This window comes from Pedobacter kyungheensis (assembly GCF_000812965.1).
Lineage (GTDB): Bacteria > Bacteroidota > Bacteroidia > Sphingobacteriales > Sphingobacteriaceae > Pedobacter > Pedobacter kyungheensis.
In genome coordinates this window covers 1-22,891 of the sequence record NZ_JSYN01000047.1, presented here as the reverse complement: position 1 = coordinate 22,891, position 22,891 = coordinate 1, and the positions used below count along the sequence as shown (strand labels likewise).

Sequence of the window (22,891 nt, the reverse complement as noted above, 5' to 3'; positions counted from 1 at the left end):
GTATGAAAGGCAGTGCAAAGTTTTTCGTGCTTTTTCCTGCGAAAATCTCCTATGCCGGAGGGCAGGGTGCAGAGGATTCTATTTTCATTGTCATCCTGAGGTGTAATTTATTGTATAAAAATCAATATAAGTGACAGCCTCTTCTGAGGTCGTCATTTCGAGCGGAGTCGAGAAATCTAACTTGAAAAGATTTCTCCGTTTCGCCACCCGGGAAAAACCGGTTGGCTCCAGTCGAAATGACGATTTTTCTATTTGGTTTGTCAATGGTCGAGTTGAAGGATATTTGCTATTTTCTTCCATCCCAAAGAACAGTTTGCCGCTGTATCTAAACCCGACAGGAACAGGCATCCCGTTGAGATAGCTGTTGGGATATCGGGATAAAGTGTATGGCGGGGCTTTCGGAACCTAAACGTGCCGGAGCCTGCTTTTCAAATAATTAACCTGCTCATGCCACAGTTAACCAATTAACGAGTTTATACAGTTAACCAATAATCCCAATTAACCATTTCTTACCTGCAAACTATTGTTTACTTTTGTCCTGATGTCATTACCACTTACCAACCATACTTTAGAGAAACTGGAGACCCTGCTTTTGGCGATGGGCTACAAGGTGCGTTACGAAAAAGGAAACTTTAAGAGTGGCTCTTGCGTGTTAGAGCACAATAAAGTAATTGTGGTAAATAAGTTTTCAAACCTCGAAGGCAAAATTGCTGCCCTGATAACGCTGGTAAAGCAAACCAACGCTGATGAAAACCTGCTCGATGAAAAGCAACGCCAGTTTTACCTCTCCCTGCAACAAACCGAATTATTTTAAAGGATAGCTTGCTGCAACAGCGGCGATTGTAAAAATATTATTCATTTGTTTAGTTTAGCTAAAAATTGTTTACTTATTTTGTTTCTATTTGCTAGTTTTGGTATTCACCAGAGTAAGAAAAAATGAATTTCTTTAAACACACATTTTTAGCCCTATTATTAATTGCTGTTGTAGGCAAAACTACTGCACAACAGCCACCTCGTGTAGTAATTATCGGTTTCGATGGCTTTAGTGCCGAAGGTTTCAATACCATTAAACATCCGAACATCGATAAACTATTTGCCGATGGGGTAGTATCGGTAACTACCAGGCCGGTAATGCCATCGGTAACTTTACCCAACTGGACGAGTCATTTAACCGGTTCGGGACCAGAAGAGCATGGCGTAACCAACAACAGCTGGACGGTAGCCAAACATGAGTTGGAGCCAATAGATAAAGATGCCGAGGGTTACTATCCTTCCATATTTAAGGTATTGAAAGAGCAGATACCAAACGTTAAAACAGCCTATTACTGGAACTGGCTGGAACTGGTTAACTCCATGAATAAAAAATACTTCGACGAATCGGCTTTTGAGGAGAAAGATGCCTATACCCAAAATTATGAGAAGGCTATTAATTTTATGGATGCAAATAGAAAAGACCCTACATTGGTTTTCCTCTACAGCGTACATACCGATCATGCTGGTCATGGTTTTGGTTGGATGAGTCCTGAATATATTGCTGCGGTTGAAAAAGCAGATGTAGCGGTAGGCGATTTAATTAAGGCTTTGCAGGCGAAAGATCTGTTTAAAAATACCCATTTTTTACTGATTACCGATCATGGTGGTATTAACAAAGGTCATGGCGGTACCAGTATGCGCGAAATGCAGGTGCCCTGGGCTGCGGTTGGTCCTAAAATAAAAAAGCTTGGACTAACTGATTTTTACAACAGTAATAAAAACACTGCACTGGTTGTGGCCAGGCTCTTTAATATTAAGGAAGATAAACTGCCAAAATCGTGGACAGGTGTTGCACCGAAAGTGATATTTAAATAAAAAGCTTTAAATTGCAGCCAAATAGCCCGTTCACTTTTATAACTGCAATTTGAAGATCACATTTTTAGGCACAGGTACATCTCAAGGCGTTCCCGTAATCGCTTGTAAATGCGACGTTTGTCGTTCTACAGATAAGCGGGATAAGCGTTTAAGGACATCAATTTTAATAGAAACGGCCGATAAAACCATCGTGGTAGATAGTGGTCCTGATTTTCGTTACCAGCTTTTACGCGAAAAAGTAGAAGACCTGGATGCGGTTTTGTTTACGCACGAACATAAAGACCACATTGCAGGTTTAGACGATATCAGGCCCTTTAATTATTTATTGCACAAAGTTATTGATGTATATGCCACCGAAAGGGTGCAAACTTCGTTGAAGCGGGAGTTCTACTACATTTTTGCCGAAAAGAAATACCATGGTTTACCGCAGATTAACCTGCATACGGTAACCAATGGCGAAGATTTTAAAATAGGGGAGACTACGGTAACGCCTTTTGAGGTGATGCACCATTTGCTGCCCATTAGCGGCTACCGCATAGGCGATTTTACTTACATTACCGATGCTAAAACGGTTTCGGAAGAGAGCTTTGCTAAAATTAAGGGTACAAAAACATTGGTGATTAATGCTTTGCAAAATGAAGCACATATTTCGCATTTTACATTAAGCGAGGCCAGGGCTTTTGCCGAAAAAGTTGGGGCAGAAATAACTTATCTTACACATATTAGTCATAATCTGGGTAAACATGCCGATGTAGAAGGGAGCTTGCCCGATTCGATTCGTTTGGCTTATGATGGGCTAAAAATAGAATTGTAAATCATTGTTTCGAAAATCCAAAATTAAATTATATTTGCAGCATAAACCCAGGTGGCGATCCCGATAGCTATCGGGATGGTAGACGCCATATTTAAATTCGGGAAAGATTAATAGTATAAACCCAGGTGGCGAAATTGGTAGACGCACCATCTTGAGGGGGTGGCGCTGGCAACGGCGTGGCAGTTCGAATCTGCTTCTGGGTACTGTTCTAAGTATTTCTGCTTAGGGTATAAACCGGACTTTGAACATAAAAAAAGTCCGGTTTTTTGTTTGAAAACGTTGTTTAATGGTGTGTCAGCTATGTTCTAAGCATTCCTGCTAAAGGCTCAGTCTGGTAAGGGGGGGATTGGAAGATTAGCTTAGAACTAATTCAATTTGATATGATCCCTTTAAATTAGATTGTTTTTCCGATCACATTCTTACGATGTTCCAAACCCCATTCTAACATCACATCCAAAACTTTTCGAAAAGCGTGTCCCGATTCCGTTAATTCATATTCAACACCAACAGGAATAGTATCGTAAACTTTTCTTACCACAATCCCATTGGCTTCCAAATCCCTTAATTCTTTTGACAACATACGGGAATTTATTTTCGGGATGTCTTTTTCTATTTCGCCATAACGCTTTTTGCCGAAGAACAGGGAAGATATTATCGCTGCTTTCCATTTTCCATTAATAACATTTATTGTGTCGTTAACTGCCAATATATAGGTTGTTGAACACTCACTGAAATCTTTTAGCTCGGATATCTTAGTCATAACTTATTGATTTTAAATTCACTTTACCTTTGTATAGCGCTTTACAAAGGTAAAGTACATACTTTTGTAAAGTAAATATAAGTAATTTTGTACTATAAAAATTTAAAATAATCTAGAGATGGCAAAAGTACTTCACATTATCTCCAGCACAAGAGGAGAAAGCTCGCTGACAAGAAAATTAGGAAGCGAAATTATAGACAAGATTAGGGCAAACGAGCCAGATACAGTAGTTAGCGAAATGAATCTTTCTGAAAATCCTTTTCCACATTTAGAAAACGAACAGATCAATTCTTTTTTCACACCGCCTGAACACCGTACGGCAGAACAGCGAGAATTGGTGCGCAGGTCGGACGAAGCGGTTGAGCAACTATTTGATACTGACATTATCGTTATCGGTGCACCGATGTACAATTTTGGTATTACATCGAGCCTAAAAGCATACTTCGACCACATAGCAAGGGCAAGGGTTACTTTTCAATATACAGAAAATGGTTCAGAGGGACTTTGCACAGGCAAAAAGGCATATATCGCTGTCGGTTCGGCAGGACTTTTTGATAACGATAAAATGAGAGCGTTTGACTATGCTACGCCATATATAAAGCATTTCCTTGGATTTGTGGGGATTACCGATGTTACAGCATTTCGTATTGAGGGCACAGCAATTCCGGGCATGCAAGAAACCGCATTTAAGAAAGCACTTGAAAGTGTAAATCAGCATTCTTTTAAAATTGCTGAACTATGCGACTAAAACAACTTTCCTTAATTCTATTATCAAGTATTCATCTTATAGCCTGTGCACAGGATAAAAAAACAACAGGTGAAGCCCCTAAAGAAGAAATTAAGCAAGTAAAAAATACAAAAATGGAAAATAAAATGAAAGTAGAGATTTGGAGCGATGTAGTTTGCCCATTCTGTTACATTGGAAAACGAAAATTTGAAACTGCTTTAGCGCAGTTTTCAGACAAAAATAACATAGAAGTGATTTGGAAAAGCTATCAGCTTATGCCCGATATGGTAACTAATCCCGATAAAAAAGTGTATCAGTTGGTTTCCGAAAAACACGGCATACCGTTGGAGCGATCAAAAGCGATGCACAGCCAAATGACACAAACGGCTAAAGAATTAGGTTTAGTGTACAACTTTGATAAGGCAATACCCGCCAATACATTAAAAGCACATCAACTTATTCAGTATGCCAAAACAAAAGGCAAGCAGGACCAGGCAGAAGAAACACTTTTCCGTTCCTACTTGACAGAGGGCAAAAATATTGATGATGTACCAACGCTTTTAGAAATAGGTACAAAAATAGGTTTAGACAAAATGGAGTTAAAAATGGTTTTGGATAAGGGAACCTATATTTCAGAAGTGCAAGCTGATATTTACGAAGCACAACAGGTTGGGGTACGGGGTGTGCCATTTTTTGTATTGGACAGAAAATATGCCATATCAGGTGCTCAGGAACCGAAAGAGATATTGGCATCATTACAAAAGGCATTTGTAGAATGGCGGAAAGAAAATCCCGATAGTAAATTAGAAATAATTCATGGGGCAGCTTGTACTCCAGATGGAGAATGCCATTAATATTTAATAATATTCAATTTTAAGAAATGATTTTAATAACAGGAGCAACAGGAAATTTAGGCGCCACAGTAATAGATTATCTATTAACTAAAGTAGCACCAACAGAAATAGCGGCATTTGTAAGAAGTGAAGAAAAGGCCGCAACACTTAAAGCAAAGGGGATTGATGTTCGCATCGGAAATTTCGATGATGTGCATTCGCTTGAAAAAGCAATGAATGGTATTGATAATGTACTTTTAGTTTCATCTCCAGATCATGGCAAGCTCTTACAGCAACATAAAAATGTTGTAGATGCTGCAAAAAAAGCTGATGTGAAGCATTTAGCTTATACAGGTATTGCATTAAAAGATGCAAGTGCATCGACATTAAAACTAATGCTGGAAGCCCATTTCCAAACAGAAGATTATATTAAAGCAAGTAACGTGCCTTACACCATACTCCGTAATACGCTGTATGCAGATGCTATACCTATATTTATTGGCGATAAAGCATTTGAACTTGGTATTTACCTGCCTGCTGAAAATGCTAAAGTACCTTTCGTTCTTCACCGTGAATTAGGTGAAGCTGCTGGTAACGTACTGCTACAACCAGGACATGAAAACAAGACTTACACACTTACGGCAAGTAAATTTTATACCTATACAGATGTAGCCAACATATTGACCCAATTGACGGGAAAAACGGTTACCTACTATCTTAATGCAGATGTGAAAACATTTGAGGGTGAATTAAGAAAGGTAGGTGTTCCCGATCCTGCCATTGCTGCAATATCAGGTTTTATTGCAGATAAAAGAAGTGGACAATATGAGATTTTGAATAACGATCTGGAAAAACTACTTGGAAGAAGACCATTGGCATTAAGAGAAAGTTTAAAAGAAATATATTCCTTGTAGGTTAAAGAACTTGTGACTAAAATACTTTTATTCGTATCTGCCAACTTTTTTGTTCTATTATAATCTGGTCAATGTCTATCTCATGACATCTGCCTAGTTCTTTGGTACACTTTATATGAATCCCTTTCGCTCCAAATCCTCAATTTTAGGCTCTATAACCAATAAAAAGCGATTTAAATGTTCAAAGTATTCCTGCTGATCGGTACGAAGAGTTTGGTTTTTACCAAGCTCTTTTGTTTTTTATGGCTATTGCATGGACTGGTTTTCGCCTTAAAAAAGTGAAATTAAGGCAAGGCTAATTGGGCAGTATAAATAATTTTGCTGTTCAGGCACTTTTTGTTTGCACCAGAACTAGCTCTTCGGGTAGAAAGGTTTTGCGCAAGTTAACAATGGCAAGGCGTATTGCGGTTTTAACGCTACCGAGCGGCATGTGGAGCATTTCTGCAATTTCGGCGTGCGAATAGCCCTGATAATAGGTAAGGTTAATCATTAACTGGTGTTTCTCGGGTAGCAGTGCGACAAGGTTTTTTAAACCAATGGCATCGGTATTAAAGCTTTGGGCTGTACGGTATTGAATTTCATGTTGTACATCGTCCATTTCAAAAGTCTTTTTTTCGTTGCGCGATGATCTGAGCCGCATGTGGTCGATGGCCAGGTTTCGGCTAAGGTTCAACATCCAGGTAAACAGTTTGCCTTTTGCCGGATCATAACTATCAATGTTGCGCGAAATCCTTACAAAGCACTCCTGCAGTAAGTCTTCGGCAGTTTCCTGCTGGTTAACGATTTTGATCAGTATCCCCATTAAACTGGCCGAATACATTTTATAGATGCGCCTGAAAGCGAGGTTGTCTTTTTGTTTTAAGCCTTCCACCAGCTGGTTCTCGGTGATGGATTTACTGGCCGGGTGAGTAAGTAGACGTGTTTTCATCGCTATGGGTTTATTGGGAGCAACAGTATGGAAATGAGATAGTTTTATTTATTCCAGTCTGCTATTTTTTACTTTAGATTGGAGTAAATAGCGCAAGGTAAAGCCTTGCGCTATCTGATGTTTTGCTTATTTAGGCATTAATACGGTATCTACTACATGGATTACACCATTTTTTTGGTACACATCTGCAATGGTAACGGTGCTCATGCCACCTTTTTCGTCTTTAAGCACGAGTTTTTTTCCATCCATCCAGGCCCAAAGCTTACCGCCCTGCACGGTGGTGAGTTCAGCTTTACCTTTACCGGCTTTAATGGCAGCTGCAATGGCTTTGCTATCCATTTTTCCTGCTACTACATGGTAGGTGAGGATTTTGGTTAATGCGGCTTTATTTTCAGGTTTAACCAGCATATCTACGGTACCGGCCGGAAGTTTATCAAAAGCGCTGTTGGTTGGGGCAAACACCGTAAAAGGACCATTACTTTTAAGCGTTTCTACCAAACCTGCTGCTTTAACAGCCGCAACCAGTGTAGTATGGTCTTTTGAGTTTACGGCATTGTCAACAATATCTTTGCTGGGATACATGGCTGCTCCGCCGACCATTTTAGTTCCTTTTTCGTTTTGAGCAAAGACTGTGGTAGAAGTGGCAATTGCGATAGCTACTAGGGCAAATGCACTGAAGAATAATTTTTTCATGGATTGGTTGTTGTTATGTGCTCAGTTACGAAGCATGTCCATTCCACGGATTTTGATTTTTCTTGCTTGTTTGTTAATTATCTGTAATACAGTATTTTATTGATACTCCTTTACGTGCTACTCCTGCAGTGTTTGGTTGTTTTGGTGCTCAACCGAAGGTATGATGAGTTTTTACAAGCGTTAAACAAGACACTTTCTGATGAGGCATAAAACAATGTCTATGTTTTTTTTACAAAAGCTCAAAGCTCCTTTTCAATCAAAATATTCAATTTAGCGTTCTATAACAAAGCACACCCAATTTAAATGAAATCAAAGCAAAAGCAGGTTTATAACTTCTCCATTCTTGGCGTAGTTTTATGCTACCTGTTGATTTCACTTTCCAATATATTCCTGCTGCCTAATCTTTCGGTGCTGGGTATTGGAAATTCGCGCTTCGAAAAACAGAAAAACTTAGTGCCGGTAGGTAAAACTTCAGAGCTTAGCAGGCAGTTTAAATGTATTTTAGAAGAACGCAAGAAAGCTCCGGTGTTAGCACAGGTAACTTTACTGGTTAGCGTTTGTTTTGTGCTGGGGCTCTTCATGCCCTTATTCCGTTACAGCAGAAAGCTGTTCAGTAGCCCGAACTTTACCCGGCAAATTCCAATTTATCTTTCCATTCAGGTTTTCAGGATCTGAGATCGTCCGTTTCTTATTTACAGTTACCGTTAACCAGGACAATTGATCCGATTGGTTAATGCTATGCTGTAGCCATTAATTTAATTTTTTCCGATTTATAATTTTTGAAATGAAACGAATTCAACAGGTTTCCTGTTTTATCCTATGCTTATGTTTTGGGCAACAGGTAAGTGCCCAGGATTTTTCAAAACCACTTGCCATCCCTGATTTACTTAACCATGTAATGGCCTTTTCGCCTAAACTGGCAACCGATTCTTCGGCTATCCAAATCAGCGAATCATTACTTAAAGAAACCAATGCAAATGCACTACCTAATCTGCGCCTGAGCTACCAGGCAGATTTAGGCTCTAATAACAATGTTGCCGGCCCTTACATGGCTTTTGGAATCGTGCCCTCAAATTCCAGAGGGGTTAGAACAACCAGTAATATGCAGGCCTCACTCAGCAACCTGGGCATCGTTTCCCTCGATTGGGAAATTTACAATTTCGGTGCCTATCAGGCTGCAAACAATGCCGCCAGGGCTACACTCGATGCTGAACGCTCGCGTTATGCACAAAGCCGTTTCCAGCTTAAAGCCCAGGCACTTGACGATTACCTGAGCATGATGAAAATCCAGGATCTACTCGAGATTCAGCGAAACAACATCACCCGCAATGGTCAGATCAGCAGATCGATCGGTTCGCTTGCCAGGAGTGGTATCCGGCCCGGTGTCGATACCAGTATCGCCAATGCCGAGCTATCCAAGTCGCGATTAAATTATATTGAGCTCGAAAATACCTATAAAAAGGTACAGCTTAATTTAGCTGCCATAAGCGGCATTGCAAAAGATAGCATCGTTGCTGATACTTCCCTGCTCGATAAGCTCCGTTTACTCGAGATCAGTTTATCGGTTAACCTTACCGATAGTTCATCACATCCTTTGCTCGATTTTTACCGTAAAAGTTATCAGGCCAGTATGGAAAAGGAGAGCCTGGTTAAAAAATCCTACAATCCTAAAATCAGTTTGCAGGCCGCGGCATGGTCTCGGGGATCGAGTATTGATGCCAATGATAATTTTAACCATTTATCGACCGGGTTGGAGTGGCAGCGTCAGAATTATTTTGTGGGCCTGGGCATCAGCTACAATCTTTTCGACCTTAAGCGCCGGCAACTTAAGCTACGCACCCAAAAGGCCAACAGTACTTATAACCTGAAAAACCTGCAGCAGGAAAGGCAGCTGCTTAGCAATGCCGCGCTGCAGGCTGATGTAGAATTGCAGACTGCGCATAAAAGGCTGACCGAAATTCCGAGGCAGTTACAGGCAGCCCGGGCAGGCTACCGGCAGAAACTATCCCTGTATAAAAACGGCCTTACCGATATCATTTCGCTTGATGCGGCTTTGAATATCCTGTATCGGGCCGAAACAGATTATGTAAGTGCCAAATACCTCTACAGCCGGGCGCTTTTTCAGAAAGCGATCGCAACCAATCAAATCGATTCCTTATTGAACTCTTTAAAATAAAAAAATATGTCAATGGTTACCTCGGCTTTGAAAAAGCCGGTTACAACAGTGGTGATTGTGGCCAGTCTGCTCATTTTTGCAGTGCTGGGTGCTTTAAAAATCCCGATAGATATCTTTCCGCAGCTCAATGCACCAACTATATATGTGATCGAATCCTATGGAGGTATGTCGCCCCAGCAAATGGAAGGTTTCTTTTCAACGCGTTTACAGGATCAGTTTTTATATGTGAACGGGGTTAAGAACATCACGGCTAAAAATATTCAGGGGCTTACCATGCTTAAGCTCAGTTTTTACGAAAACACCAATATGGCCGAAGCTTCGGCACAGGTGGCCTTGCAGGTTAACCGTGCGATGAAGTTTTTCCCGCCGGGCGCATTGCCGCCGCAGGTGGTTCGTTTCGATGCCTCATCTCTGCCCGTCGGTCAGCTCGTGTTATCGGCAAAGTCGCGCAGTTTAAAAGAAATATACGATATGGCGGCCACCCGCATCCGGCCCATGTTTTCGGCAGTTGCCGGATTATCGGCGCCGCCTCCCTTTGGTGCCAATTCGCGCTCTATTACCATCAGTGTTGATCCCAGTAAACTCCGGAGTTACAATTTAACGCCCGATGAGGTGGTTTCGGCGCTTTCAAAATTCAATGTTATGTCGCCTTCCGGTAACTTAAGACTGGATAATACGATGATGGTTACCTCCATGAATTCTTTGGTAAAGCAGGTAGACGAGTTCAACAATATCCCCGTCGCCACCAAAAACGGCGTGTCTATATTGGTGCGCGATGTAGCCCGGGTGGCCGATGCGGCCGATGTTACGGTTGATTATGCGCTGATCAATGGGAAACGTTCCGTGTATATCCCGGTAGTTAAAACGGCCGATGCCTCTACCTGGTCGGTGGTACAGGCATTGAAATCCAAAATTCCTGAAATGCAAAGCCTTTTACCTGATGACGTGCACATTTCATACGAATTTGACCAATCGATTGCCGTAATTAATTCGGTAAAAAGCCTCATTACCGAAGGTGGTTTGGGCGCGCTTTTAACCGGCCTGATGGTGCTACTCTTTTTAAGGGATTTGCGGAGCAGCCTGATTGTGGTAATCACCATTCCGGTATCCATCATGATCGGGGTTTTATTATTGGGCATGTTTGGCCAAACCATTAATATCATGACGTTAAGTGGACTGGCCCTGGCGATTGGTATCCTGGTCGATCAGGCTACGGTTACCATTGAAAATATTCACCAGCACCTGGAAATGGGCAAACCCAAGCGCGAGGCCATTTATGATGCCTGTGAAGAGATAGCTTTCCCTTTGCTGTTGATTCTGCTTTGTATCCTCGCTGTTTTCGCCCCTTCGTTTATGATGAATGGTATTCCGAAGGCCATGTTCCTGCCGCTATCGCTATCCATTGGCTTTACCATGATTGTATCTTTTATTGTAGCCCAAACGCTTGTTCCTATCCTGAGTAACTGGATGATTAAAGCAGAACGGTACCAGCATTACCATCATGGCCAGATACATGCCCATGCGGGAGAGGCGCTTGACTCGCGCGAGCAGGAACAGGTAGAAGCGCACCTGCAGGCAGAACAGGAAATGCCTGAAAACAACGATTTCTTTGAAAAGGTTAAGATCCGTTTTATCGGTATTATCGAAAAATGGATGCCGAAAAAGCGACTCGTGGTACTGGCTTATCTGGTTGGTGTAATCGCGCTGGCTGGTGCAGGTTTTGTGTTGATCGGGAAAGATATGATGCCCAAACTGAATAACGGGCAATTTCAGATCCGCATTAAAGCACCCGATGGAACCAGGCTCGAAAGAACGGAAGAAAAATTTAAGCAGGTACTCTCCATCATCAACCAAACGGTTGATAACCATGTAGCGGTTAGCTCGGGTTACGTGGGGCTTATCCCGAGTAGTTACGGAACCAGTAACCTCTATATTTTTAACACCGGTACCCATGAGGCGGTGTTGCAGGTTAATCTTGATGAAGATTATAAGGTGAATATGGATGAACTGAAAGATGCGCTGCGGAAAAATATCGCTTATAAGCTTCCCGATTTGCGGATTACTTTCGAGCCGATTGATATGACCGAGAAAATTATGAGCCAGGGAGCTGCTACGCCGATTGAGGTCAGGGTAGCTGGCAAGGATATGGCCCAGATCGAAAATTATTCGAACCGGGTAATTGCCCAGCTTAAAAAGATTGATTACCTGCGGGATATCCAGATTTCGCAGCCGCTACATATTCCAGTGGTTTCGATTACGCTCGATAGGCTTAAGGCGGCCCAGTTTGGGCTCAATGTGGTCGATATTGCCCGTTCGGTTACGGCCAGTACTTCATCCAGCCGTTTTACCGAAAAAAACCAATGGCTCGATGAAAAAACTGCTTACACCTACCAGGTGCAGGTTCAGGTACCCGAGTATGTGATGAATAATATGGATGAGCTGAAAGAAATACCTCTGGTAAAAGGACAGAGCAGTCCGGTATTGGGCGATATTGCTACTTTCAATACATCCTATGTTCCTGGAGAATACGACAGAACGGGGCCTCGCAGGTTTTTAACTGTTAGTGCCAATATTTATAAAAAGGATCTGGGAACGGCAACTTCGGCTGTGCAGGAGGCCTTGAAAACAGTAGGTGCACCACCCAAAGGGCTTACTGCCGAAGTAAAAGGCATGTCGAGCCTGCTCACCGAAACCCTTTCGAGCTTACAGGGAGGTTTAGCCTTTGCCATTCTGGTTATCTTTTTATTGCTCGCCGCCAACTACCAATCCTTCAAACTATCGCTTACGGTACTCTCTACCGTTCCGGCGGTAATATTAGGTGCGCTCATAGCCTTGCTGCTTACCGGTTCAACGTTGAATTTACAGAGCTACATGGGCATGATCATGTCTACAGGTGTATCGGTAGCCAATGCCATATTAATTGTAACCAATGCCGAAAAACTCAGGCTGGAGTATAAAGACGCCACACGGGCCGCCGTTATGAGTGCAGGTATCCGTTTGAGGCCGATCTTAATGACCAGTTTTGCCATGATTGCAGGGATGATCCCAATGGCCTCGGGTATGGGCGAATCAGGAGAGCAGACTGCTCCTTTAGGCAGGGCTGTAATTGGTGGCTTATTGTTTTCTACACTGGCCGCGCTCTTTATCCTTCCACAGGTATTTGCCTGGGTACAGCGTAAAAGCAGTTATCAGGAACCTAATTTAATGCCCCGTAAATCTAAAATTTAATCTTAAAAACACATGAAAATACAATTCATTCCAGCCATCATATTGTTATCTGTATTCGCTTCCTGTTCAACAGGAAATAAACCGGTTGATATTAGTCCCGAAGGCAAGGCGAAAAATGCCCGGTACGAAACTGCAAAGGTACAAGAGCAGGCCCTATCCAGTTATACCCGTATCCCAGGGGTGCTTAAGCCATTTAATCAGGTTAACATCTTCCCGAAAGCAAATGGTTTTGTTAAAAATATCCTGGTCGATCTGGGTACGCGGGTTAAAAAAGGGCAGCTGTTAATGACCCTCGAAGCACCCGAGCTCGAGTCGCAATTGCAATCGGCCAATTCGAGGTATTTGCAATCGCGCGAAAATGCTTCTGCCAGTGCGGAGAAATACAGAAGGTTAAAAGAGGCTGCGCGCGAAGAGGGGGCAGTATCTCAGCTCGATCTGGATAATGCGCTTTCGAGGATGCGTGGAGATAAGGCCATAGCAGAGGCTGAGCGCTCCAATGTATCGTCGGTACGGACCATGCAGGATTACCTGAAAGTATATGCGCCTTTTGACGGGGTAATTGTTGACCGGAACATCTCTCCGGGAGCGTTGGTTTCGGCTGGGAAAAGCAGCGATTTACCCATGCTGGTACTGCAGGATCTTACCCACATGAGGCTCGAAGTATCTATTCCCGAAGATTATGTAGATAAAGTAGACCTGGAGCAGCAGGTAAGCTTTCATTTTAATGCCCTGCCGGGAGAAAAGCGGAAAGCCCGGATCAGCCGTTCGGCCAATTCGTTAGGAAATATGCGGCAGGAAACCGTCGAAATTGATGTAGCTAACCAGGATAACCGCTTAAAAGCCGGCATGTATGCTGAGGTAGAAATTCCTTTAAAATCGGGATCAACATCTTTATTGGTACCCAATGCAGCTATTGTACGTTCAACCGAAAAGAAATATGTCGTTACCGTTTCAGGCGGTAAAACACAGCTGGTAGACATTAAGGAAGGAATGAAAGGCAATGAGCTTACTGAGGTCTTTGGCGAGTTAAAAGCCGGCGACGAAATTATCTCTCCGGCTAACGACGAAATTAAAGCAGGCGAAAAGCTTTAACCACTTGTTTTTGCATCTTTTTCGAATCAGTATTACCAGGGTTTATTTGCCCGGTAATACTGATTGCTGTTTTAGCGCCAGCTGTTAATCGGTGGTAAAGCCAAATTTCCGGTAAATTTCTTTGGCTTTGGTACTGGTCATAAATTCCATAAAATCCTTTGCAGCTTGCAGGTGTGGGGCATTTTTCATTAAGCCGGCCACATAAGTTGCTTCGATATTTTCGCTATCGGGAATGGCTATCAGCTCAACCGGATGACCAATCATCTTTTGATAAAAAGCCTCCGAATACCATACCGGGCCTGCCTGTGAAGCGCCATAAAGGATACGGAGTGGCGTTTGGCGGTGATGGATCTGCGTTAGAAAAACGCTTCCGTCCTTTACTTTGTCGCGCATAATCGTATTTTTCAGCTTTTCTCCTCCGGCTTTTACATAAGCCTCTTCAATGCGCTTACCAATACCTTCCCATTCGGGATTGGGCATGGCAACTTTAACACCTGCTTTACCTAAATCGGTGAGCCCTTTAATGTGTTGGGGATTACCTTGCTGTACCATAATGGCCAGTTTGTTTTTGGCGTAAGGTTTGGTTAAAGAAAACCAGTCTGCAAATTCGGTTATTTTCGATTTTCCTGCCGTATACACATCGGGTTGATGGGCGATTCGCATGTTGCCGATGGTAATCGATCCCGACTGTATTTGTTTGGCCAGGATTCCCGGAGGTAATGTTTCGGCAAAGATGCGTGTGTACTGGGGGTAGGCCTTTTTAAATTCAGCAAAAAGATCATCAATCACCATAAACTGGTTTCCGGCAAAGAATACCACCAGCTGCGGGTCTGTGATGTCGCCATAAATATCCGGCACGTTATCAATACCTTTAACGGTGAAATGGAGCCCATCGTTAAAAGGCTTATTCCAGGGCGGGTCGAATTTTTGATCCTGCGCCTGGCTATTCGTAGCAAAAAGGCAAATAAATGCCATAGCCGCAGTAGAAAAAACAGCTTTCATATTAAATAATGGTGTGGTTTAAGGATGTATAATGGCCCAGCCTTGTTGCTGACGGATGATCAGTTCTCCATTCCCACTGGGAACAAAGGAGATAAAATCAAAGAGCTCATCTTTTGAAATGTTGCGCTCCCTCAGGGTGTTTTCGCACTCGGCCAGAATTACGCCTGCCTTTTGCAGCGCCAGCAGCTGTTGCTCGTAAGCCGAACCTTTCTTAAATGCGGCTACGCCACCACCATGTACAACCAGTTCGAGCTCCAGTTTTCCTTTCAAGCGCGGGTCTTCCAGTGCATTCGCAATATTCTTGAGTGTACCCTGTATCTTTTTGTCATCATCGGTGTTGAGCTGATAAACGGCTTTATAATGTTTAGCTGTGGCCACTGCACCGTGAAAGCTTTTCGGGTCGGTTTGCTTTTGCTGGGCAGATAGATTTAAGCTTAAAAAGCTGAATACCACTATCGGGAGTAATTGGTAAGTTTTCATATTATGTGTTGTTTATAAATTTTAAAGGTGAGCCTTTTTAATCGGACTAAAAGGGCCGTATTTGTGTTGTACTTCTGTAAACTGATCGGTATATGGCCCGAATGGGAAATCGATTGGCTTTTTAGAAATATCCGACCAGTCTCTTTGCTGATCTTTATGTGGCCTCGACTGGCTGTTTACGAAGGCGGCCAGATCCCACGATTCTTCGTCGCTGAGCAATTGGTTTTCGTAACTGGCGCCATAAGGCATATTGTTTTTAATGTAGCCCGCAAAATTTGAAAGCCGGTAAAGGCCTGCAGCATCATTATAACTGTGCGGGCCCCATAGCGGCGGGTACGTGAATGTTTTTTTATCAGGAGCAGGCAGGCCCTCGCCATTGCTGCCGTGGCAGGAAACGCATTTGGCCTGATAGGCGAGTTTTCCTTTCAGCGGATCGGCCGGTCGCGACAGAAAAGCAAGTTTTACAATACCGCTACCTTTAGGTGAACTCCCTTTTTTTACCTCGCTACCCAAAAAGCTGATATAGGCAACCATGGCTTTCATTTCCCTGCCTGTACTATCGGGAGGGGTACCATTCAGGCTTCGCTCAAAGCAATCTGAAATGCGCTTAACAATGGTTTCTTTAGTGCCCGATCTGGCCCTGAATTTAGGGTAGGTAGAAAATACAGCTGAATAGTTGTTGCCAAATGGTTTTGTACCGGCATCGAGGTGACAGTTTTGACAGTTCATGCCGTTGCTGAGCTTCCCAACCGTACCTTCTGGGCCGAGGTATTGGGCCGTACTGGCAATGAGCTCGCGCCCATAACTTACCAGTTCTTTCTCCTGCTGATTGTTAATGGCTGCAACATCGGGCGATTTCCAGATAGCTGCCGTCAGGCTATCCTGCTTTTTTTCTTTCCGCTTAGCATTTTTTTCTATCAGAAACGAAGCATGCTGGCCTGTTCTGCTCAAAACTAAAGCTACAACAAGGCCCAAAAGTATCACCGTAAGGGCGATTACAATAATTAAACTTTTCCTGATTTTTCTTAATGATTCTTCCATTTGCTGCCGGCCCCTTTTGATTGGGATACAAAACAAATATCTAATCTCTGCATCTTCGGTTAAAATTCCAATTGCTTATCTGCCATTACTTTTTGTTATACGGCCCGATAGTCGATATATCCTGTCAGGTTAATGTTTTTAGCGATAAACCGCGGATAAAATAATCGTTACAATGGGTTTTTACCGGCAAGAATGTTAAAAGTTAAGGTCATATCGTGCCATATTTCCCCGCCATGTACGGAGGCAGACAGGCCCAGATCTGCGAAACCGAATTGCTGATAATAGGCAACTAAATAGGCTTTGCAGGTAAGGGTAATGCCCAGGCGACCCTGTTCCTGAGCTTTATCAATGAAGTTTTTGATTAACTGCCCGGCATAACCGCGTTTACGGTGTGCGGGAGATACAGCCAGGCCGAAAACAGACTGCCATTTGCCCGCTTCATCATGCAGATTGGCGTTTTGAAACATTTCATCGATAATGGTGCTGTTGTTGCTTACCATGCCATTGATAAAACCTACCATTTCTCCATCAACCATTAAAAGCCAGAAGTGCTGCGGAAAAACCTGGAGCCTTTCTGAAAATGATGCCGGAGAAGCGGCTTCATTTGGCGGGAAGCAGCTGTTTTCCATCTCAATTATAGCTGCCAGATCAGCCGGTATTGCATTTCTAAATTTCATGTTGTGTTTAAAGGTAACTATTTTTACGGTCTTTCTTTGGGGGAATTTTGTGAGGTCAAAATCGTAGCAAAAAAAGTAGCGATGAAAACCTGCTATTTATTTTTATGCTGGAAAATATGATTAATGCAGTTAATACGGAGTCAAAGACTCCTTTCTATTGAGTTATCCGTAGAACTCTGAGGAACGCTATTGATAGTTAAGATTGGTAAAAGCGTTATTCAAAATTTACAGATAGAACTTCCAGGAATTGTATTCTTTTTATATTAAAAGTTCTTTCCTCTTCCCTCAAATGGCAATAGCCAGTTAAATAGCGTGGTACGGAATCTTCTTCTGGTTTTTTTTGAAAGAAAAAATTGCTCACTGTGCGAGAAGATATTTCGTCATTTTTGTTTTTATATTTTAGTCTTAAGTAAAGCTTTTCTGATTTTGCAAGTTTGATTTTCTCTATTAAATCATCCGTTATTTTTTCTTTTGCCAGATATGACATCTCTGCCACTGGTGAAACTGCAGCAACAATTGATTCTATTCTTTTATAAACAATATCGTTGGAAATATTAATCTCAATGTTCCTGCCACTAATGATTTCGTAGGCTCTCAAAAAATAGAAGCCACTTCTGAACGAAATAGTTTTTGGTTGAAGTACAAGCATCTTATCATGCTCATCACGACAAAGTACATAACTTTTGTCTGAGATATATGAATTCAAATCCATTAGGAGGTTTTCTTCCAGAGGCTCCACAATGCTTAAACTCTCACTAGGCAATTCAATTTCTGAGATTCTGTCGGAATGTGCGTTGTAATAAAAGCATTTTACTTTCTTTTTCGGTTGTAAAAAAAAGGTTTTATCTGTATCTGCCGTGTCTTTGACCTTAAATTCTTTAATTGAAATTACGTGAAGAATCGGCGGTAAATAATTTAATAGAGCAGATTGGGTATTCTTATCAGCAATAGCATTTGAGCTTTCTTCCACTGAAAATGTTGATTTTCTTTTTTTGAGCTCCAATTCAGTTGATTTTAAAAGTACCAAGTCTCCTTCACTAATAACTTCTGTTTGGTCTAACTTCTCTTTGGTTTCTAAATGTCTTAGATGAATCCCCTTAAATGTGTTTTCCTGAAGTGCATTAGATTTACTTGAAAACCAGATGCATTTAATCAAAAAGTTTTGTTCCGATGAAACAGCTTCATTTTTTATCTGCCGGATTTCCTTCACAATCATTATGGGGGGTAATGCGCTATGGTCACCTGTAATAAGGACTGAGGTAAGATCATTTAAATATGCATGCGATTTTAAGGTAACCAAATCACCAATTTTGAGAGCTGAACAATTCATTTTTAAAATTAACTATTATAGTTCAAAAAACATATATTTGTTTGAAGTCTTGCAACCGAAGGATCGAACAATTAGTATGGGCTTTAAAATTTTAATAAATTTACTGTTATAAGAAAAAGGATAACAGGGGAAAGATTGCATCGGTTACGACTTCTAGGACGAATCGCTACTATGGCAGCACTCTTGACCGCTGATAAAGCAGTTAGGATGCTAAGAATTAGCTCCGTACCGTGAATGAACACCATGTACTCAGTAAAGATAGGAAAGAAAGTTAATGTATGCTTCATAATTGTAAGTATTAATTTAACGGTGAAACCGAATCCTTTATTGGACTATTTAGCGTGACTCATGAATTTGGGTAATGGCCTTGAATGAAAAATGTATGTTCGAAATTAATCCGCTACGCTGTTAGGTATGCAAGACTTTACTTTTAACCCAAAGGATGATAGTTGGCTGAAGAACAGGGGGTATCTCCATATTACTAAGAAGTGGAACGTGAAAAATAAGCGGGCCGAAATTTACAGTAAATTACAGGACAGAAATTTTATTGCCAAACATGCCTTTTTCCCACTTCTACATGCCGTAATCAAAGAAAGGAAATATAAGAAACATCCGGAAACCAAAGAAAGATCGCATGTTCATAAATCTGGAACTGATCGAAAAGTAGAACACAAACCAACGGCAAAAAAGCGACCATTACATTACGCAACTCATATAGACGCGTTAATCTTTAGTTTTTATTCTGCATGGCTCATTGAGTTGTATGAGAAAAAACTTCAAAGTGATGAAGAACTTCATAATGCTATCATTGCATATAGAAAAATCCCTCAGTCAATAGAAAATCCAAAAGGTAAAAGTACCATTCATTTTGCAAAAGAGGCATTTGATGAAATCAAACTTCGTGCAAATGATGGGTGTATAGTGCTAATGTTCGATATAGAAAGTTTTTTTAGTAGTCTGAATCATAAAAAGCTGAAAGCAGCCTGGGTCGATTTATTACATGCGCCAACAAGCTCTGGCAATGTTCAACGAACTTTGCCACCGGATCATTACAATGTGTTCAAAGCATGCACCCATTTTAACTATATCCTAAAAGATCAGCTACGATTGAAGCAATGCAAGATAGGGAGAAGGGAAGGATTTGACGAAACTAAATTAGCAGCAATAAGAAAAAATCACGGTGTAGAAGCATTTTTTTCTGACCCAGCAGAATTTCGTGATGAGCTTAAAAATAAAAAATTACAAGTTTTTTCAAAACAATTCATGAAGAATGGTCAGCAGATTGGAATACCACAAGGTTTGCCGATTAGTGCTGTGTTGGCTAATCTGTATCTTTTAGAATTTGATTGTTCAATAATAGATGATTTAGTAAAAGATAAACAATGTTTTTATCGGCGTTATTCTGATGATATTTTGATAATCTGCAAGCCAGATCAGAAAGATGAAATAGAAAGAATTGTTATCGAAAAGATAGATAAGGCAGATTTGGTCATAAGCAAACATAAAACGGAAACATTTTACTTTAATAAAAATGATATCCTTAAGGGCAAAAGACTAACGTATTTGGGTTTTGAATTTGATGGAGAGAACGCTTTTGTCAAGTCTGCTAACCTGGCAAGGTTTTATAGAAGAATGATTCATGCAGTTAAAATTAAAGCAGAACGCGCTGTAAAGTTAGCCTTTGCAGATAACACCAAACCTTTTATTTTTAAATCAAGGTTGGTGAAACTTTATAAACGTGTCGACTTAGATTCAGAACGGGAAAAACCATTTAAGATAAAACGGTTGGTGAAAGGAAGAAATGGTCTATATGTCTATAAAGAAAAGACAGTGGATCCTAAAGATTTAAAAGAGTATAAACCAAAAAAGTCGAATTACATAACCTATATGAAAAAGGCTACCGATACTATCGGTTCAGGAAAAATATTCAACCAGATCAAGAATAGAAAAGCAATTTTTCATAAAGCAATGTCTCATCATCTTAAACGGCTTAAAGCAAAATATGCTGAATTGTATAGTTAGCCCAATATGCTTAGCTCCACTGATTGTTATGCTAATCTTTCTAATAATATTGCTTTCGAATTAAATTCACCTCGTTGGTCGGGATTTGTAATCCCGCCATTTTACCTATAGCCTCTAACATATCTTCCTTACTATTTAAACTGCTTGAGTATACCTACACTTTGGGAACCCGCTACATCCCTTAAACTTTCCATGTTTGCCATTTCTGATCAATAATAATCCGGAGCATGATGGGCATTTTTCAAGGTCGGGCGTTTGTTGTTCATTGTTTGGGGCTAGTTGATAAGTCTCACTTTGTTTTGGTGGTTTTTTTCGGTTATTCAATTTGATCAGGTCGAATATCTCATTTTTTATAGCGTCATTAAGCGTACCATGATCGTATTGTTTTATCGTTCTAAGCAGTCTGGAAATTTTAATCACTTCAGATGAAACAGTGATTTTTAGGGTAGCCCGCCAGGTAAATACTACAATGGGAATAAAATTGATATCCGGATAGTGTTGTAAAAGACCTTTTAGTGATTTTACATGTCCTTTGTTTTGCAAAATAGGATTATATAGTCTGCTCTTATGCCGGTAAATTACCTGTGTCCAATACCGGGCATATTCATGCCCAACAATCCAGCCTTTATAGTGCTTGGTTTCAATTACAAAAACACCAAAGTTCGATACGATGATATGATCGATTTGTGATTTGTAGCCGTTAACATATAATGTGATATTATGCAATACTTTATAATCCTTCTTGTTCAGGAATTTTAAAACAAGAGACACAGCAGTTTCACCAATTATACCTTTAATTATTGGTCTTAAAAGCTTGATGATAATGATCAGGAGTATGAATCCCCAAAGTATTAATTGCCATTTACTCATTGACGCTTAAATTAAACCAGCTTAAAGTAATTCTAAAACTTTCTTTTAAATATCTCAAAAAGTATATTCTTTTTTGCGCATATTTTTCTATATTTAATTCATAATCACCCTAAAATTAAACCATTACACACAAGCCTTCCAACGGCTAAATGGTTTCACATCCCACATTTTTATTTAAAAAAGCATAAGGCTAATGGAATGCCTGGATGGGTAATTTCTGTGGTTTATGTGCTTAAAAAGGATTTGATAATTAATTTTTAACGCTAAAAAACCATCTACTATGAGTTTAAGCAACAGGATTTCAGCTGAAATCACCCCAGACCAATTAGCAGCTATTGGCGCTGCATTTCAACAATTAAAAACGCTGTTGGACCCCATTTTAACCATCAATTTAACCGCCGACGAAAGAAGGTGGAACCTCAAAGCGAGCGATAAAACGGTGGCTTTTGTAAGCAAAACACTCGAGTATGCGACGCAAAACCCGGCATTGGTACCGGTTTATATCGATTTAAATGAAGCGAAACGAGACAATAAACTGGCTGCCGATTTGAATAGTGTTTCTCAGCTGGTAAGTACGCTATTGCGTGCCATAGAAGATACCGGCATGGTGGCAGGTGGCGAAGCTTACGAAGCTGCCCTGGTAATTTACCATTCTATTAAAGGCGCAAGCCGTTCCAATATGCCGGGAGTACAAACCATGTACGATGATTTGAAACAACGCTTCCCTAGTCGTGGCAGAAAGATTGAGCCTGGCGAATAAGCTGGAAATCTGAATAAGTCACTTTTACAATCTACTAATTACCTCGGGGCGCCAATTTGGTGCCCCGTTTGCGTTAAAAGGCAATATCACAGCTATTAAAATTCATCCCCCAACCCCCTTGAAGGGGAACAGGATTTTCAATGGGGTAGATTGCCATCTTGATTTCGGTAAGCACCTCTTATGGCAGATCTTTCCCCCTTTGAAGGGGGCAGGGGGATGATAATGGAGATAATATAATTCTGGAGCGGTGCAAAAAGGCACCTCCGAACGGCGTCGCCGGTGTTCGGAACGGCGTCGCCGGTGTTCGGAACGGTGTCGCCGGGGTTCGGAATGGGGTCGCCGGGGTTCTGAACAAGGATCATTGGCGTTCGGAACAAGGTCGTCGGGGTTCGGAACGGCGTCGTTGGTGTTCCGAACAGGATCTTCGGGGTTCGGAACGGCGTCGTCGGGGTTCGGAACAGGGTCATCGGGGTTCGGAACGAGGTAATCGGGGTTCGGAACGAGGTCGTCGGGGTTCAGAACGGGGTCGCCGGGGTTCTGAACGAGGATCATTGGCGTTCGGAACGGCGTCGCCGGGGTTCGGAACGGGGTCGTCGGGGTTCTGAACGAGGATCATTGGCGTTCGGAACGGCGTCGCCGGGGTTCGGAACGAGGTCATCGGTGTTCGGAACGATGTCGCCGGGGTTCGGAACAGGA

The 22,891-nt window shown here is 41.6% G+C and carries 21 protein-coding genes and 1 tRNA gene; 13 read left to right on the top strand and 9 right to left on the bottom strand.

Annotation, left to right across the window (positions count from 1 at the left end):
• Positions 1-541: 541 nt before the first annotated feature.
• The 4 genes from OC25_RS25805 to OC25_RS25790 all read left to right on the top strand — a co-directional run bounded on the left by OC25_RS25805 (position 542) and on the right by OC25_RS25790 (position 2,865).
• Complete coding sequence (locus OC25_RS25805) at positions 542-814, top strand: hypothetical protein (RefSeq protein ID WP_039483096.1); 273 nt, start codon at positions 542-544, stop codon at positions 812-814.
• A gap of 122 nt (positions 815-936) precedes the next feature.
• A complete protein-coding gene (locus tag OC25_RS25800) occupies positions 937-1,848 on the top strand; it encodes an alkaline phosphatase family protein (RefSeq protein WP_039483093.1) in 912 nt (303 codons plus the stop codon).
• Between the two features lie 49 nt (positions 1,849-1,897).
• Entirely contained in the window at positions 1,898-2,662 is a 765-nt protein-coding gene (locus OC25_RS25795; protein ID WP_039483090.1) for an MBL fold metallo-hydrolase, read from the top strand.
• A 119-nt stretch (positions 2,663-2,781) separates the two neighbouring features.
• A tRNA-Leu gene (locus OC25_RS25790) sits at positions 2,782-2,865 on the top strand.
• Positions 2,866-3,056: 191 nt separating this feature from the next.
• Here OC25_RS25790 and OC25_RS25785 read toward each other — a convergent pair.
• Positions 3,057-3,422 (bottom strand): winged helix-turn-helix transcriptional regulator, encoded by a 366-nt coding sequence (locus OC25_RS25785; protein ID WP_039483087.1) that lies wholly within the window; start codon positions 3,420-3,422, stop codon positions 3,057-3,059.
• Positions 3,423-3,540: 118 nt separating this feature from the next.
• On the opposite strand from OC25_RS25785, the gene OC25_RS25780 reads away from it, so the two are divergent.
• The 3 genes from OC25_RS25780 to OC25_RS25770 are packed head-to-tail and all read left to right on the top strand — an operon-like array spanning position 3,541 to position 5,896.
• Positions 3,541-4,170, top strand: a complete 630-nt coding sequence (locus OC25_RS25780) for an FMN-dependent NADH-azoreductase (protein ID WP_039483084.1) — start codon at positions 3,541-3,543, stop codon at positions 4,168-4,170.
• Positions 4,161-5,003, top strand: coding sequence for a DsbA family oxidoreductase (locus OC25_RS25775; RefSeq protein ID WP_245222157.1), 843 nt, complete (start codon positions 4,161-4,163; stop codon positions 5,001-5,003). The genes OC25_RS25780 and OC25_RS25775 overlap by 10 nt, the downstream gene beginning before the upstream one ends.
• Before the next feature lie 26 nt (positions 5,004-5,029).
• The gene (locus OC25_RS25770; protein WP_039483080.1) at positions 5,030-5,896 is read left to right on the top strand and encodes an SDR family oxidoreductase; all 867 of its coding nucleotides are present in this window, start codon (positions 5,030-5,032) and stop codon (positions 5,894-5,896) included.
• Between the two features lie 325 nt (positions 5,897-6,221).
• Here the strand turns inward: OC25_RS25770 and OC25_RS25765 are convergent, their stop codons facing one another.
• Positions 6,222-6,824, bottom strand: a complete 603-nt coding sequence (locus OC25_RS25765; protein ID WP_052266489.1) for an RNA polymerase sigma factor — start codon at positions 6,822-6,824, stop codon at positions 6,222-6,224.
• Between the two features lie 126 nt (positions 6,825-6,950).
• Positions 6,951-7,517 carry a fasciclin domain-containing protein gene (locus tag OC25_RS25760; protein WP_039483078.1) on the bottom strand — a complete coding sequence of 189 codons (567 nt, stop codon included), beginning with the start codon at positions 7,515-7,517 and terminating at the stop codon, positions 6,951-6,953.
• Between the two features lie 303 nt (positions 7,518-7,820).
• Here OC25_RS25760 and OC25_RS25755 point away from each other — a divergent pair, with 303 nt between their 5' ends.
• The 4 genes from OC25_RS25755 to OC25_RS25740 all read left to right on the top strand — a co-directional run bounded on the left by OC25_RS25755 (position 7,821) and on the right by OC25_RS25740 (position 14,013).
• Entirely contained in the window at positions 7,821-8,192 is a 372-nt protein-coding gene (locus OC25_RS25755; protein ID WP_039483075.1) for a hypothetical protein, read from the top strand.
• A 109-nt stretch (positions 8,193-8,301) separates the two neighbouring features.
• The gene (locus OC25_RS25750; protein ID WP_039483073.1) at positions 8,302-9,693 is read left to right on the top strand and encodes a TolC family protein; all 1,392 of its coding nucleotides are present in this window, start codon (positions 8,302-8,304) and stop codon (positions 9,691-9,693) included.
• Between the two features lie 6 nt (positions 9,694-9,699).
• A complete protein-coding gene (locus OC25_RS25745) occupies positions 9,700-12,921 on the top strand; it encodes an efflux RND transporter permease subunit (protein WP_052266488.1) in 3,222 nt (1,073 codons plus the stop codon).
• Between the two features lie 12 nt (positions 12,922-12,933).
• Positions 12,934-14,013: an efflux RND transporter periplasmic adaptor subunit gene (locus tag OC25_RS25740; RefSeq protein WP_052266487.1), complete on the top strand. Its 1,080-nt coding sequence runs from the start codon at positions 12,934-12,936 to the stop codon at positions 14,011-14,013.
• A gap of 84 nt (positions 14,014-14,097) precedes the next feature.
• On the opposite strand, the gene OC25_RS25735 is transcribed toward OC25_RS25740, so the two are convergent.
• The 5 genes from OC25_RS25735 to OC25_RS25715 all read right to left on the bottom strand — a co-directional run bounded on the left by OC25_RS25735 (position 14,098) and on the right by OC25_RS25715 (position 18,543).
• On the bottom strand, positions 14,098-15,015 hold the full coding sequence (locus OC25_RS25735; RefSeq protein WP_082018721.1) for a molybdate ABC transporter substrate-binding protein: 918 nt from the start codon (positions 15,013-15,015) through the stop codon (positions 14,098-14,100).
• Positions 15,016-15,033: 18 nt separating this feature from the next.
• On the bottom strand, positions 15,034-15,495 hold the full coding sequence (locus OC25_RS25730) for a DsrE family protein (RefSeq protein WP_039483066.1): 462 nt from the start codon (positions 15,493-15,495) through the stop codon (positions 15,034-15,036).
• Between the two features lie 21 nt (positions 15,496-15,516).
• Complete coding sequence (locus OC25_RS25725) at positions 15,517-16,536, bottom strand: c-type cytochrome (RefSeq protein ID WP_039483063.1); 1,020 nt, start codon at positions 16,534-16,536, stop codon at positions 15,517-15,519.
• Positions 16,537-16,703: 167 nt separating this feature from the next.
• Complete coding sequence (locus tag OC25_RS25720) at positions 16,704-17,213, bottom strand: GNAT family N-acetyltransferase (protein ID WP_039483060.1); 510 nt, start codon at positions 17,211-17,213, stop codon at positions 16,704-16,706.
• Positions 17,214-17,427: 214 nt separating this feature from the next.
• Complete coding sequence (locus tag OC25_RS25715; protein WP_039483056.1) at positions 17,428-18,543, bottom strand: WYL domain-containing protein; 1,116 nt, start codon at positions 18,541-18,543, stop codon at positions 17,428-17,430.
• Between the two features lie 414 nt (positions 18,544-18,957).
• Here OC25_RS25715 and OC25_RS25710 point away from each other — a divergent pair, with 414 nt between their 5' ends.
• A complete protein-coding gene (locus tag OC25_RS25710; protein ID WP_052266486.1) occupies positions 18,958-20,565 on the top strand; it encodes a reverse transcriptase domain-containing protein in 1,608 nt (535 codons plus the stop codon).
• Positions 20,566-20,700: 135 nt separating this feature from the next.
• Here OC25_RS25710 and OC25_RS25705 read toward each other — a convergent pair whose 3' ends face one another.
• Positions 20,701-21,435, bottom strand: a complete 735-nt coding sequence (locus tag OC25_RS25705; protein ID WP_039483052.1) for an NERD domain-containing protein — start codon at positions 21,433-21,435, stop codon at positions 20,701-20,703.
• Positions 21,436-21,715: 280 nt separating this feature from the next.
• Between OC25_RS25705 and OC25_RS25700 the strand changes: the two genes are divergently transcribed.
• A complete protein-coding gene (locus OC25_RS25700) occupies positions 21,716-22,195 on the top strand; it encodes a hypothetical protein (RefSeq protein ID WP_039483048.1) in 480 nt (159 codons plus the stop codon).
• Positions 22,196-22,891 lie beyond the last annotated feature (696 nt).